Annotated in this window: 8 protein-coding genes and 1 pseudogene; 4 read left to right on the top strand and 5 right to left on the bottom strand. The window is 52.7% G+C overall.

What is annotated here, in order from left to right:
* A pseudogene (locus L1D47_RS17955) lies at positions 1-284 on the top strand (group II intron maturase-specific domain-containing protein); the annotation flags it as partial.
* A gap of 81 nt (positions 285-365) precedes the next feature.
* Here L1D47_RS17955 and L1D47_RS17950 read toward each other — a convergent pair.
* From L1D47_RS17950 to gltB, 3 genes are all read right to left on the bottom strand, one after another.
* A complete protein-coding gene (locus L1D47_RS17950; RefSeq protein ID WP_239886260.1) occupies positions 366-1,796 on the bottom strand; it encodes a hypothetical protein in 1,431 nt (476 codons plus the stop codon).
* 1,396 nt (positions 1,797-3,192) lie between these two features.
* Complete coding sequence (locus L1D47_RS17945) at positions 3,193-4,602, bottom strand: FAD-dependent oxidoreductase (protein ID WP_041510365.1); 1,410 nt, start codon at positions 4,600-4,602, stop codon at positions 3,193-3,195.
* A 5-nt stretch (positions 4,603-4,607) separates the two neighbouring features.
* On the bottom strand, positions 4,608-9,056 hold the full coding sequence (gene gltB, locus L1D47_RS17940; RefSeq protein WP_239886259.1) for a glutamate synthase large subunit: 4,449 nt from the start codon (positions 9,054-9,056) through the stop codon (positions 4,608-4,610).
* A 488-nt stretch (positions 9,057-9,544) separates the two neighbouring features.
* Between gltB and L1D47_RS17935 the strand changes: the two genes are divergently transcribed.
* The 3 genes from L1D47_RS17935 to oxyR all read left to right on the top strand — a co-directional run bounded on the left by L1D47_RS17935 (position 9,545) and on the right by oxyR (position 12,150).
* The gene (locus tag L1D47_RS17935; RefSeq protein ID WP_239886258.1) at positions 9,545-10,480 is read left to right on the top strand and encodes a TIGR01212 family radical SAM protein; all 936 of its coding nucleotides are present in this window, start codon (positions 9,545-9,547) and stop codon (positions 10,478-10,480) included.
* 173 nt (positions 10,481-10,653) lie between these two features.
* Positions 10,654-11,019 carry an Hpt domain-containing protein gene (locus L1D47_RS17930; protein WP_041510324.1) on the top strand — a complete coding sequence of 122 codons (366 nt, stop codon included), beginning with the start codon at positions 10,654-10,656 and terminating at the stop codon, positions 11,017-11,019.
* Between the two features lie 219 nt (positions 11,020-11,238).
* On the top strand, positions 11,239-12,150 hold the full coding sequence (oxyR, locus tag L1D47_RS17925; RefSeq protein WP_239886257.1) for a hydrogen peroxide-inducible genes transcriptional activator OxyR: 912 nt from the start codon (positions 11,239-11,241) through the stop codon (positions 12,148-12,150).
* A 6-nt stretch (positions 12,151-12,156) separates the two neighbouring features.
* Here the strand turns inward: oxyR and L1D47_RS17920 are convergent, their stop codons facing one another.
* Both L1D47_RS17920 and mutH read right to left on the bottom strand, forming a co-directional pair.
* Positions 12,157-13,236, bottom strand: a complete 1,080-nt coding sequence (locus tag L1D47_RS17920) for an adenylate/guanylate cyclase domain-containing protein (RefSeq protein ID WP_041510326.1) — start codon at positions 13,234-13,236, stop codon at positions 12,157-12,159.
* Between the two features lie 784 nt (positions 13,237-14,020).
* On the bottom strand, positions 14,021-14,707 hold the full coding sequence (gene mutH, locus L1D47_RS17915) for a DNA mismatch repair endonuclease MutH (protein ID WP_239886256.1): 687 nt from the start codon (positions 14,705-14,707) through the stop codon (positions 14,021-14,023).
* Positions 14,708-15,296: the final 589 nt, after the last annotated feature.

The raw sequence follows: 15,296 nt of genomic DNA, 5'->3' as shown, positions 1-15,296 counted from the left end.
ATCAAGGGTGTGTCGATTTAGACCATTGGATCCGACGTCGTGTTCGTATGTGCTACTGGCGTCAGTGGCGAAAACCACGGACTAAGGTACAAAACTTACTAAAACGTGGCGTCAGGATCCAAGCAGCTGTCGCCTGTGGTATCACAAGTAAAGGCCCATGGAGGAGCTCGAAGACACCAGGAATACAGCAAGCACTGAGTAATGAGTATCTAAAGAAAGCAGGATTATATTCACTAAGAGATGGATGGATCGCAATTCATTATCCTAACCAGAAAGCTAGTTAGGTGTTCTAAATGAACCGCCCTGTGCGGAGCCGCATGCAGGGTGGTGTGGGGGCTGGAGGCTAGATACCTCCGGCTACCCGATTAGCTCCACGTTATATGGTTCTTAGTCAGCTCTTTATAGGTTTTATCGTTATGTATCTTGTGTAGAATCTTGTCATTCTTTATCAAGTAGTCGAGAATTTCCTGAATCCTTTCGCTCCGAGCATTTTCTTTAAAAAGATTAAGCACACTGACCATGTGCTGCTGACAATACTTATTATCGAGGTTTACTCTAACTTCGTTTGAATGCATGGCGATGAGAGCCAAGATAATATTTTCATCGCCTAACAGGGATAAGAACCTGTCGTATAGTGGCCTTCCGCTAGGCGACACGCCAGAATTATAGGAAATACCTTTCCCGATTCTGCAAATCAAAACAATCTTTATTATTTTGCTCACTCGCTCGGGGGGTATATCGTTTTCAGTATCTAAGAACGTTAGTATTTTTCGCATGTGCGGCGGTTCATTATAGAAGTTGTCCCACGCGTACCTAGCTTCCAAAAGATCGTCGGCATGGCCATCTAGGGCTATAATTCTAGACTCAAGTGACTGATATCGGTTTCCGTCACAAAAAGTAAAAAACTCTACTCCTAACTTGTGCTTCTCTTCATGCAGATTATTGCGGTATCCATCTAACATGACACCAAGTTTATACTTAACGTTATCACTGCTCTTTTGCCATATGTGTGGTGTAAATAGGGCGATATTTTTTCTTACAATATTTCCGGTCTTTTCAGCTGTGTATATACCAAAGATACTTGTCAGCAAGTTATCCGTATTTTGCAGCGATAGATCGGCGAGTGGGCGTTCCATGCTTTTAATGGTGGCTTCATCAAGCACGCTTGCCGAAATCTTAAGATTATCTACGAACGACTTTATCTGAATTGCGGACTCAGAAGGTTTGTCATTAAGAACATCTTTAACGCATGTTTGCAGCCATCCCATTAATTCAAAACCATTAATGGAGTAGGTGTTTGGGTGCGAAGCTCCAATGTCGTTTCGCATGGTAAGTATATGGTGAAGCTTTGTGTAAACGATATCTGAAATAAGCTCAAGTTTTCGGCATGTATTTATGAGAGTGTTGTCTTTAATCCCCGACAAGTCTTCCTCAGTTGAATAAAGTTCACGACGGCCACCTCCTACGGCAGCATCAAAAAACATATCTAATCCATAAACGACTGCCTTTTGACGAAGGCTTAGTACCACTTCATTCCATACGTAATTTAAGGAGGCGTCAAAAAGGCCGACAGCTGCTCCAGCGACAAACTTCGATAAGTATCGCGCATCTCTTTTAACTTCATCAGGTAATGAAGCTATAAAACCAGGTAGGTTCTGCTCGATCACCTGCCTTTCATTAATCTCTGCAATAATATTATCAGTCGGCAATCCTAGATGATCGAGATACTCTTCGAACTTTGTGATATCGGTTGTTAAGAGTGACCCTTCTTTTTTTGCAACAATTTCTGTAGTCATTTTTCCCTCAGAAGTTCGATTCATTCATAGAGCTAACGCTTATTAGCGAGAATGCCGCCTATGTAAATCAATATCACCTAATATACATCGCGACAAATTTTTTTAACCATCTGAAATTTATATCAATAATGGCATTGCATAACAAGTAGAAAGTAAACAGCTCTAAAACAAAAAGAGACCCGATTTAACGAGACCCTCACCTGTTCCCATTAAATAGAAAGCTCTAAGTCATTAATTCAAACTAATCAATATGTTAAACCTTATAGTAAAAGCAAAGCGAGAATCGAAAGATTACATAATAGGAAGTGAAAGAGAGGCGTTTTGGCAAAAAACCATTATACCTGTATAGATCCGCAGTATAGCGAGCAGAGTTTGGCAACCTTCTGAACATTCAACTAGTCCCCTAAGCATCATCAAAAATGGCCAAATCGAAGAGACGTTAGATATCGAGTGTAGATACACTGGTGAGCTTCCGTGACGGGGCCGCTCATTGACATCCATGTCAACGCGGCATTCGTGAATCCGTTCACATCAGATGTTTCGGTAGAGCCTCTAGGGAGCGTACTTGCGGCGTCTCACAAGGGTATCTGCACATCCCCCGCCGGGCAGGCGTTAGGTTGCATTGAAGGTGCTACTTTCAATAATCCAACAAACACTCAAACAGGTAGACGTTACAACCTATAAGCACCCCACAAGCACCCGCCGGGCAGGCGCTAGGTTGCATTGAAGGTGCGACCTTCAAAATCCCATCAAATACTCATACAGGTAGACGTTACAACCTATAAGCACCCCACACGCCCCGCCGGGCAGGCGTTAGGTTGCCATGAAGATACGACCTTCAATGATTCACCCAATACTCAAACTGATAGACGCTACAACCTTTTATGAACCCTACATGACCCCGCTAGACAGGCGCTAGATTGCCATGAAGTGACACCCTCTAGCTTATTAGCTACTCGTATCACATACCGCTAAATCGAAGAGACGTTAGATGCCGAGTGTAGATACGGCTGTGACCTTCGGTTTCAGGGATGAAACCGCAGAGCGGCCAGGGATGGCGTACAGCGTGTCACAGATGTATCTGCACAACCCCCGCCGGGCAGGCGTTAGGTTGCCATGAAGGTGCGGCCTTCAATAATCCATCAAATAACAACAGAGCCAGACGCTACAATTTTAAACTAATCCAACATTCCCCTCGCTTGGCAGGCACTAACTTGCCATGAAGGTGCGGCCTTCAACACCCCACCAAATACCAAAACCGCCAGAAGTAACAAAAGCCAAAAACCAGCCTGGTTTTCCCCAGGCGAAAAAAAGCGCTTTAACTCTCACTCAAAGCTAAAGCGCCAATCACAAGCCAAATTGTCAAGCCCAGTAACCTAACTGAGCCGTTCCAGGTTTAAGCCTCGAAGCTGTTTAATATCCCTAGCGCCGCGTCGCGGCCCTCGGCGATGGCGGTGACCACAAGATCCGAGCCGCGCACCATGTCGCCACCGGCGAACACCTTAGGGTTGCTGGTCTGGAAGGGGTTATCGGCCACCTTAGGCGCCACAACCCGGCCCCACTTATCCAGCTCAATGCCATAGTCGCCGAACCACTTGGCGGGGCTCGGCTGGAAGCCGAAGGCGATGATGATGGCATCGGCCTCTATCAGCTGCTCGCTGCCCGCAATCGGTTCGGGGCGACGACGACCCGAGTCGTCTGGCTCGCCAAGGGCGGTCTCTACACACTCGATGCCGTTTACCACGCCGTCCGTCGTCTTGATCGCTGTAGGCTGGCGGTTAAACAGGAAGTTGACGCCCTCTTCACGGGCGTTTTGCACCTCACGGCGTGAGCCCGGCATGTTCTCTTCGTCACGGCGATAGACACAGGTGACCTCGCTGGCGCCCTGTCTGACGGCGGTGCGCACACAGTCCATGGCTGTGTCGCCACCACCCAGAACCACCACCTTCTGCCCGGCAAGGCTCAGGTAAGGGGTCTCGGCATCTGTGGTGCCCATGACGTTGTGGGTGTTGCCGATGAGATAGGGCAGGGCCTGGTAGACACCCTTGGCATCTTCGTTGTCCAGTCCGGCCTTCATTGGGGTGTAGGTGCCCATGCCGAGGAAGACGGCGTCGTACTCTTGCAGCAGGGTGTTGAAGTCGATATCTTCACCTACGGTAACGCCGAGCCTGAACTCTATCCCCATGCCTTCCATGACGGTGCGGCGGATCTCCATGACAGACTTGTCCAGCTTGAAGGCGGGAATGCCATAGGTGAGCAGGCCGCCTATCTGAGGATGCTTGTCGAACACTACCGCCTTTACGCCGTTGCGGGCGAGGATGTCGGCGCAGCCAAGGCCGGCCGGCCCCGCGCCTATGATGGCCACGCGCTCCTGACGCTTGACCACCTTGCTCATGTCTGGACGCCAGCCCTGGGCGATGGCGGTGTCGGTAATGTATTTTTCCACGTTGCCTATGGTGACGGCGCCAAACTCGTCGTTGAGGGTACAGGCGCCTTCACACAATCTGTCCTGGGGACAAACACGGCCGCAGATCTCCGGCAGCGTGTTGGTCTCATGCACCAGCTCGGCGGCCTCAAGTATGCGTCCCTGTTTGGCCAGTTTCAGCCAGTTGGGGATGTAGTTGTGCAGCGGGCACTTCCACTCGCAGTAGGGGTTACCGCAGTCGAGGCAGCGGTCTGCCTGCTCGTTGACCTGAGGCTGGGCAAAGGGCTGATAGATCTCGATAAATTGCGTGGCGCGCTGCTTGGCGTCGTGCTTGGTCGGATCCTTACGGCCCACTTCGATAAATTGAAAATCGTTACTCATGGCCATTACCCCGCTACCACTGCTAATGCAGGTTCAGTTTGTTCCAGACGCAGAAGATCATCGAGCGCCACATTCTTAGGTTTGACCAACACGAAACAATCGATCCAGTTTTCAAAGTCGTTCAACAACATCTTGGCGTGCTCGCTGCCGGTCTCAGCCACGTGCTCCTCGATAAGCCCCTTGAGGTGCTGTTGCTGTATCGGCGCGGTTACCTTCTGCATATCCACCATCTCGGTATTGAGGCGGCGGTTGAAGTGACCGAAGCGGTCGAACACATAGGCGAAGCCGCCCGTCATGCCCGCACCGAAGTTCACCCCTGTCTTACCCAGCACCACCACGATACCGCCAGTCATGTACTCACAACCGTTATCGCCCAGGCCTTCGACCACGGCGATGGCGCCCGAGTTACGCACCGCGAAACGCTCGCCCGCCTGACCCGCGGCAAACAGCTTTCCGCCGCTGGCGCCGTAGAGGCAGGTGTTGCCCAGGATGACGCTCTTCTCGCTCTGGAACATGCTGCCCACAGGCGGATAGAGGGTGATCTTGCCGCCCGACATGCCTTTACCCACATAGTCGTTGGCGTCGCCGCACAGATCCAGCGACAGGCCAGGGCTGTTCCACACACCAAAGCTCTGTCCGGCGCTGCCGTTGAACTTGAGCTGTATCGGCGCCTTGGCGCCCTGACGGCCCACCTTGGTGGCGATATAGCCAGAGAGGGCGGCGCCTACCGAGCGGTCTGTGTTGTTAATATCGAAGCGCGCGGTCAGTGGCTCACCCGCATCCACCGCCGCCTGACAATGGCCGAGAATCTTCTGGTTAAGCTCGCCCTTGTCGTCGGTTGGGTTGGTCTCGCGCCAGGTGAGGGCGCAGCCTTGCGGCACTTCTGGCTTGTAGAGAATGGCCGACAGATCCAGCTGTTGCTGCTTGTCTGTGGCGCCTTCGAGCACCGCGAGCCAGTCGCTGCGACCCACGAGCTGTTCAAACTCGGTGACGCCGAGGGCGGCCATCCACTCGCGGATCTCGCGGGCCATAAACTCGAAGTAGGTCATCACACGCTCGGGCAGGCCGTGGTAGTGATTGTCCCTCAGTTGCTTGTTCTGGGTCGCCACGCCTGTGGCGCAGTTGTTCAGGTGACAGATACGCAGGTACTTACAGCCCAGGGCTATCATGGGCACGGTACCGAAACCGAAGCTCTCGGCGCCCAGCAGGGCCGCCTTGATCACGTCTGTACCCGTCTTCAGGCCACCGTCCACCTGCAGGCGGATCTTGTGGCGCAGGCCGTTGGCCACCAGTGATTGATGCACCTCGGCCAGACCAAGCTCCCAGGGGCTACCGGCATATTTCACCGAGGTGATCGGGCTGGCGCCTGTACCGCCGTCGTAGCCCGAGATGGTGATCATGTCGGCGTAGGCCTTGGCGACGCCTGTGGCGATGGTGCCGACGCCGGGTTCAGATACCAGCTTGACCGAGATCATCGCGCTTGGGTTGATCTGCTTGAGGTCGAAGATCAGCTGAGCCAGGTCTTCGATAGAGTAGATATCATGGTGCGGCGGCGGTGAGATCAGGGTGACGCCGGGGCGCGCGTTACGCAGCGCGGCGATCTCCACACTCACCTTGTCGCCGGGCAGCTGACCGCCTTCGCCAGGCTTGGCACCCTGGGCGACCTTTATCTGCAGCACCTCGGCGTTTACCAGGTAATGGGCGGTGACGCCGAAGCGGCCCGAGGCGATCTGCTTGATGGCCGAGTTACGCTCCGAGTTGAAGCGGCGCGGATCTTCCCCGCCTTCGCCCGAGTTAGAACGTCCGCCGAGGCGGTTCATGGCCACGGCCAATGCCTCGTGGGCCTCAGGGCTGAGTGCGCCGATACTCATGGCGGCGCTGTCAAATCTTGGGTAGAGGGTTGAGGCGTCTTCGACCTTATTTAGCTCGACTGCCTGCTGGTCGCCCTTGACGGTGAAGAGATCCCTCAGGGTCGCCACAGGTCTGTCGTCCACCAACTCGGTGAAGCGCTTGTAGACGCCATAGTCCTGGTCGCGCAGGCTCTGCTGTAGGGTGTTGACCACATCCGGGTTGAAGCAGTGGTACTCGCCGCCTTCTACATATTTCAGCAGGCCGCCCTGAGGCAGCGGCTGGTGGGCCTGGAAGGCAAGCTTCTGCAACGCCTGTTGATCTTTCTCCAGCAGGGCAAAGTTTGCCCCCCCGATGCGGCTAACCACGCCATTGAAGCAGAGTTCGACCACGTCAGATGAGAGGCCGATGGCTTCGAACTGCTGGCTACAGCGGTAGGAGGCGACGGTGCTGATCCCCATCTTGGACATGATCTTACGCAGCCCCTTGTCGATCCCCTGGCGGAAGTTGAGCATCAGCTGCTGAGTCTCGCGCACGCCGTGGCGGCTGGCCAGCGCCGAGATGTTCTCGTAGGCCAGGTAAGGGTAGATGGCGGTGGCGCCAAAGCCGAGCAGCACAGCGAAGTGGTGTGGGTCTCTGGCCGAGGCGGTCTCGACTATGATGTTGGTGTCGCATCTCAGGCTCTTGTCGACCAAGACGCGCTGCACGGCGCCCACGGCCATGGCGGCGGGGATCACCTGCTTACTCTTGTCGGTCGCCCTGTCTGAGAGGATTAGCAGGGTAGTGCCGGTGCGGGCCAGACGTTCGGCCTCGTCGCACACGCGGCGAATGGCTGCCTCTAACCCCTCGCTGAGGTCATAATTGAGATCGACAGTGTTGGCGCGGTAGTAGGTCGAATCCAGCGCCAGCAGCTGGTTGAAGTCGCTGTAGAGCAGGATGGGCGAGTTAAACATCACCCGATAGGCGTGACCTGTGGTCTCGTTAAACAGATTCTGCTCGCGGCCGACGCAGGTGGCCAGCGACATCACATGCTTCTCACGCAGCGGATCGATTGGCGGGTTGGTCACCTGGGCGAACTTCTGACGGAAGTAGTCGTACAGGGTGCGGGACTTCTTCGACAGCACGGCCATAGGGGTATCGTCACCCATGGAGCCCGTGGCTTCCTCGCCTTTCTCGGCCAGCACCCAGATCACCTGTTCCAGCTCCTCGCGGGAGTAGCCAAACTGCTTCTGGTATTGCAGCAGGGTGTCGGCAGTAAATTCACATACGCCCTGGGCCTCGCTCGGCATCTGCTCGGCGGGGATCAGGGTATGACTGTTCTTGGCCATCCACTCCTTGTATGGGTGACGACGCTTAAGATCGTTATCGATCTCAAACGAGGAGTAGAGCTGACCGTTGAGGGTGTCGAGCACCAATAGCTCACCGGGGCCGACACGACCTTTCTCGACCACCTCGTCCGGGGCATAGTCCCAGATGCCGATCTCTGAGGCCAGGGTCAGGATGCGGTCTTTGGTGATCACATAGCGTGACGGACGTAGGCCGTTACGGTCGACGGCGCAGGCCACGTGACGGCCGTTGGTCATGACGATGCCAGCCGGGCCGTCCCAGGGCTCCATGTGCATGGAGTTGAAGTCGTAGAAGGCCTTAAGCTCGTCGTCCATCTCTGGGTTACTCTGCCACGCGGGTGGAATGAGCAGACGCATGGCGCGGTAGAGGTCCATGCCGCCGGCGAGCAGCATCTCTAGCATGTTATCGAGCGAAGAGGAGTCTGAGCCACTCTCGTTGACGAAGGGGGCTGCCTGCTGCAGATCTGGCAGCAGGGGCGCATTAAACTTGTAGGCGCGGGCACGGGCCCATTGACGGTTACCCGTGATGGTGTTGATCTCGCCGTTATGGGCGAGATAACGGAACGGCTGCGCCAGCGGCCACTTAGGCGAAGTGTTGGTTGAGAAGCGCTGGTGGAACAGACAGATAGCGCTTTGCAGGCGTATGTCGGCCAGATCCGGATAGAAGGCCGGCAGATCGGCGGGCATCATCAAGCCCTTGTAGACGATCACCTGGCCGGAGAGACTGGCGACATAGAAGTCTTTGCAGTCTGTCATCTGCTGCTCGAGACGGCGACGCGCCATATAGAGGCGACGCTCGAGATCTTTTTCACGCCAGCCAATGGGCGAGTTGATCAGCACCTGCCAGATCTTAGGCTGGCTGGCCTGACCTATGGGGCCGAGTACCTCGGAGTTGACCGGGACTTCGCGCCAACCGGCGACACTCAGGGTCTCTTTTTCAAGTTCTCGCTCCAGGGTGCGCTTGGTGTAGTCTGCCTTGGCCTCATCTTGGCTTAAAAACAGCATGCCCACGGCAAACTTACGGCTCAGGTGCCAGTCGTTCTCACTGGCCACGGCTTCGAAGAATTTAATGGGGAGTTGCATAAGTAGGCCACAACCATCGCCGGTACGACCGTCGGCGGCAATACCACCACGGTGTTTCATGCGATCCAGGCCATGAATGGCTGTGCGTACAATTCTATGGCTGGCTTCGCCATCCATTTGGGCGATTAAGCCAAAACCACAGTTATCCCGTTCAAAACTGGGGTGATACAAGCTCATATAAAAACTCCCTAATACTAACCAATACATCGTCGGGGAAATTCAAGCGATTGATGTGCACCCGAACCATCCAAATTAACTTTTGCCTAGTAAAAGGTCAATTCAAATTTGTGCATAAAGTATGACTAGGGGAGGGCGTTTAATACGGTTTGCATTTTAACCTTACGTTAACGTCAACTGTGAAAGTTGATGTATAACGTTATGAATAAAAAGAATTTTGAATATGCGTCTGAATCTTTTTTACTAAAATGTAACAAAAAGGATTATTGTCTTTTAATCTAAAAAAAGTGATTTTTATTGCATATACAGTGAATGATTTAACAAATCTTAGACCAATGTATTAGCCAATACTGTGCTGTATCGCTAAGTTTGCGTCTGCTTTGTGACTTAGGACGTCGAGAAAGGGACGAAAAATTGATGTAGCACCAAGAATGGCGCTATCAAGCCAGTTACAATCCACGCCCTTTGAATGAGCGAGAGAGTACCCCGTGGGACTGGATAGTCACGTCAATACCTTTGGTCTGCATTGCAAGCATAAGTACGGTCAGCGGCTCAAGAAGCTGACACTGGACGCCAAGTTTACCTGCCCCAACCGTGACGGCAGCCTGGGGCGTGGCGGCTGCACCTTCTGTAATGTGGCCTCGTTCAGCCATGAGCACGGCACGGTAGACAGCATCGCCGTGCAGCTGGCCAATGGCCGCGAGCGTGCTCAGGGAAAATCCACTAAGTTTATCGCCTATTTTCAGGCCTACACCAGCACCTATGATGAGTACCGCCTGCTCAAGCAGCGCTATGATGAGGCGGTGGCCGACAGTGACATCGTCGGCCTGTGTGTCGGCACGCGTCCCGACTGTGTCAGCGATGAAGTGATCGACTTGCTGGCGAGTTACCAGGCCCGTGGCCTGGAGGTCTGGCTGGAACTTGGCCTGCAAAGCGCCAATCTTGAGACCCTCAAACGGATCAATCGTGGTCATGGCTTTGAGGAGTATAAGGATACTGTGATTCGCGCGAGACAGGCGGGACTCAAGGTGTGTACCCACCTTATTTTGGGGCTGCCAGGTGAGACACATGAAGACTTTTTGGCCAGCCACAGGGCGGTGCTCGATGTCGGGGTCGATGGGCTCAAAATTCATCCACTGCATGTCGTCGAGGGGAGCACCATGGCCAAGGCCTGGCGGGCCGGACGCATGACCCTTCTGTCTCAGCAGGCCTACGCCGAGAGTGTCAGCGAGTTGATCCGGCTAACGCCTAAAGAGGTGATATTTCATCGTGTTACCGCCTATGCCAAGAAACCTATGTTGTTGGCCCCCGACTGGTGCGCCTTTCGCTGGGAGGGGTTGGTGGCCATAGTTCAGAATCTGGAACGCCTCGGCGGACAGGGTCATTATCTGACCGATTCGGCAGGTGATCAAATGTCGATTTAGGGGCAAAAAACGTGAAGGATTGAGCAATTAATTTAACGTATGGTTAATGGAAGGTTAAATAGGGAGGTATTTAACTTGCATATGCTTCAATTAGTTGCGCCCGCCATTCTAGGCGCTATTATGGGGTGAATTTTATTCTTGTCCCGTCAGCTTTTTTCGAGAGGTGCCTTAAGATGGCAACAGCCGAGTTAGAATCAATATTGGATCTCAACACACTTGAGCAGTACTGCAGCGCTATCGGTGCAGGCACTCTGCTAAAGAGTGTCGTCTTGTTTGAACAGTTGATGCCTGAGTATGTTGGCAATCTGGTCAACGCTAAAGAAGCACAAGACAAAGATACCTTATGTTCTGAGGCGCACAAATTCAAAGGCGCTGCCGGTTCTGTGGGACTAAAGCGCATCCAGCAGTATGCCCAGTTGCTGCAACATGGCGAGGCGGCCGAGTGGCCTGCGGAGCACGCCAACTGGCTACAGGTGATCGTGGACAATGCCAGCAAAGATCTGGCCGAGCTGAAGGCTTACCTGGAATCTAAGGCCTAATAGGCCAAGGCCTATAAACCAAGGCCTGTAAACCAAGGCAAGCCAAGTTTAATAGCGCCCTCGATGAGAGATCATCGGGGGCGTTTTTGTATGCGCACTATTTGCTCGCTTTTGGGCAGCACCTCACACTTCTGGCATAAGAGAGGGTTAATCCTAGGGCGGCTTGTGCTAGAGTTAGATTGAGTAATTGAATGTAAATGGAAGTTGGTAATCGATTTTATGAAACATCTGCCGAGCCTCAAAAACCTTTACTATCTGGTCAATCTCTATCAGGAGCAGAATTTTAATCGCGCGGCCAAGTTGTGCCACGTGAGCCAGTCGACCCTGTCGAGCGGGATTCAAAACCTGGAGGAACAGCTGGGTCATCAGCTGATCGAGCGTGACCACAAGTCCTTCATCTTCACCGCCATCGGCGAGGAGGTGGTACAGCGCTCGCGCAAGTTGCTGACCGATGTCGACGATCTGGTGGAGCTGGTTAAGCATCAGGGCCAGCCTATGACGGGGGATATTCGCCTGGGCTGTATTCCCACCATTGCGCCGTTTCTGCTGAGCCGGGTGGTGAAACTCTGTCAGCAGGAATACCCCGAACTGACGTTGTTTCTGAAGGAAGATACCACTGAGCGATTGCTGGATGCGCTGGGCAAGGGCGAGCTGGATCTCTTGCTTCTGGCCCTGCCGGCCGACACCAGCGGCTATCACAGCATGAAGGTGGGAATCGATCCCTTTAAGCTGGTGATGCACAAGGAGCTCAGCAGCGAGGTGCGCCAGCCTATCGATTACAAGGCCCTGCCCGATGAGAGCATCTTCCTGTTGCAGTCGGAGCACTGTATTACCGGCCATGCCATCAGCGCCTGCCGTCTGGCCGACAGCGACAAGATCAATCCGTTCGCGGCGACGAGTCTGCACACCTTGGTGCAGATGGTGAACAGTAAGTTGGGGACGACTTTCTTACCGCAGATGGCGATCGATGCGGGGATCCTTAACGATACCGAGCTGACGGCCTTTACGCCGCCGGGTGAGGCCCCTTACCGGGATATCGGCCTGGTCTGGCGTCAGACATCCAGCCGTATCATGACCTTCAGAACCTTAGGCAAGGCGATTCAAAGCTTGTTGGAGCAGGGGCAAGGCTAACTAAAGTTAGCTGTTGTTGCCCTTGGGGGAAACGCCATAAACCTCTATAGAGTGTTGTTTCCCCTTAAGTTTTATCGGACCGAGATTGGTAAAGTCGTAATGGCTGTCGCTAGTGTCGATCAGCGACTGCAAGGAGCCTGAGATCAACATCCGCTGTCCGAGCGGGTTACACTGATCCTGGAGTCTCGCCAAGGTGTTGAGCACGTCGCTGAAAAAGCTGATCTCTTGTTTCTGCACCCCTACCACAGCCGCAACCACCTGTCCGCAGTGGGCCGCCGCCTTGAACTTAGGCACGAAGCCATACTGCTCTTCGAAGTACTTACGCTGCCAGTTTAGCTGCTGGCTAAATTCATAATAAATATTGAAGCTGCGATCTTCTATGATGCCGTTTTCCAGCGGCCAGTGGATCAGCACGGCGTCGCCCATGTAGCGGTAGATCTCGGCGTCGTTGTTGACCACAGTATCCGACAACAGGCTGAAGCAGTCCTGGATCAGGCGGCTGAAGCGATAGTCGCCGAGGGATTCTGCGTGGGTGGTCGAGGCGACCATATCCAGATAGAGAAACAGGCGCTGCTCATATCTGGGCCTGTGGTATTTGCCCAGGCCGATATTGAACAGGATGCGTGGGCCGACTAACAGGGCCATCTGTTCGATGAAGGCCAGCCCGACACGCACCACCACCAGGTAGATGATCAGGGCCTGGAATGAGGGACTGTAGAGAATATGGGCGGTCAACATCTGCCTGAGTGTCGACATGTGATTCTCTATGGCCCACATGTTGAGGAACTGGGTCATGTAGGCGAGTGTGGTCGCGCCCAGCAGCAGGAAGAGTCCCTTGAAGATCACCGAAAAGAGATAGGGCAGGCGATTGATGGCGCTAAAGTCGGCGATCAGGTTCGACATCCAGTGCAGGCTACCAAAGATGAACCCCATATAGATCGCCAGGGTCGCGAGATCGGCAGTGCCTACCGCCCATTGGGGCAGCTCCGGTGTTTGCGCATAGCGGAAAAACACAAAGGCCGCCATGGCAATAGCCCAAGCGAAAATGGCAAATATGAGCTTCTTTGCTTGAATGCGTGCTCTCACGGTGACAGAAAATTCCTAAATGCTGCACAAATCTCAGGATGCGCTAGTGTATAGAAAACACCCCTACTATTTCCAGTGATATTTGTGATCTAAGTCAAATGAAGTCTAGATGTGCCAAAAAAGCGACAAATTTATGTTAAACATTTGTTAAGTGATCGTGGTGATTGTTTTTTTCTTGTGGGATGCTGACAGAAAAAACTCTAGTTTGTCGATTATCTAAAAGTCTAAAGTGTGAGAAATAACCCTTAGCTCTCACTCCTTTTAACTAGGGTCTGTTGACCTTTCCTGTTTGTTTCTGCAGCATTTTGTAGGTTATTTATACAAGGCAGAGTCCGTATAGTGTAGTTATTCTACATGAGCGGGCGATAACGCCGTAGAAATGGCCTACAAAAGCTGCCCGAAGGGTTCATCTAAACGCGCCTTGCCCTTTGTTGCCTGCTATTTACATAGAATAACTATGCCGCACAGCATGCGCCTTGAGCAAAACGCGTTTAGATCGAACAAAAATTAAACCTGAAAGATAAACAGACCCTAGGGCCTGTTGATCTTTCGCGTTCATTTTTGCAGCATTCTGTATCGCTTTTATACAAGGCAGAGCGATTGTAATGTGTACTACATCAATGAGCGATAACGCAGTAGAAAAATGATACAGACGCTGCCCGCAGGGTTCGTCTCGAGCACGTTCAACGCTTTGTTACTCGGCTTTTATATAGAATAACTATACTTCAAGCCTCATGCCGCGATTTGAACGTGCTCAATTAGAACGAAAATTGTTCTCAAAAGGTCAACAGGCCCTCGAAGTGAGATAGCGGCTTAGGATCTGCTGAGTGAAGGGGATCTTTAGATAGAAGCCTCTAGGATTGGTGAGCTTGATCTGGCCATCTTGGGATATGCTCTGGGTCAGCGCACGGCTGTTGGCGCCCTTGGGTCTGAGCTGCAATACCTCGCCTTGACGGGCGGTGATCTGCTCGACCTTGCCTAGGGCGATGAGCTCCATGATCTCCTCCCAATCCTGGCGGATCTGCGCCATCTCACTCTCGCTCGGTGTCCAGAGAATAGGAAAGCCGATGCGCCGCTCGCCGATTGGCTTGTGGCGAATACCTTCCACTGGGATCCACAACACTCGCTGCAGCTTATGGTACACCAGACTCTCTTGCCACCTGAGTCCATTGATATTCATCAGGGGGGCAACGGTGACATAGGTGGTCTCGAGTGGCTTACCCGACTCATCCACGGGAATAGTCTTCAGCTCGACACCCAGATGAAGAAAGTCCTGCTCCGGCTTAGAGCCAGCGGTGGCGCCCAGTTCGAGTTCGATCAGCTGACCTATCCAGCCCTTGTCCCGTTTGAGGTTATTAGGCACGGCGACACCGTGGAGTTCGGCCAGTTGGCCCAGGGTGAGACCTGCCATCTCTTGGGCTCGGTGCATCAACTCATCGATGGATTCGGGGGGGAGAATTTGACTCTTCATGGGGGGGATTTTACCCGAGTTATGCACTTAATCAATCGAGGTTAATAATTGTGCGATCTTTTTATGGTGGAGAGATCCTCGAGTATTTTTATATTAAGTGTATGAAAAAATGTGTTTTTACTCTCATATTCATCTATTCGATTCGCCAGTTATTTAAGTTACTCTGTGATTTCCCCACCCTTTCCAACACACTTATCCACAGATTTATTGGATAACTGGATAAGTCTGTCACGGGACAGAATAGAAAAACCCTTGTCAAGGGGATTTTGATGACATTTTTCCGCGGTAGGGGTCGATAAAACTATTTATCTGTGAATAACCTTTGGGGAGTTTATCCGGGTTTTCTGTTCACATCCGCTTTGGCCGTTTTTTGTGCGATCTCTCGGTGTGAACAAATGTTCTTACCGTGTGAACAATTAATTTTTAATAAAATACATGTGCTTGCGGGTTGAATATGGGCTGGCGTTTACCAGGAATTCGATCCGTGTTTTGGTCCAATTGACAATTTTAACTGAGTTTCAAACAGAGATATCCACAGATTTTGTGGATATCCTCAGTTTGAAGTGTCGGTCTCTGTGTCGGTCTCTGT

The organism is Shewanella sp. Isolate7, from assembly GCF_022398425.1.
GTDB lineage: Bacteria > Pseudomonadota > Gammaproteobacteria > Enterobacterales > Shewanellaceae > Shewanella.
The sequence above is the reverse complement of the archived record's forward strand: the minus strand, read 5'-3'. Positions and strand labels throughout refer to the sequence as shown.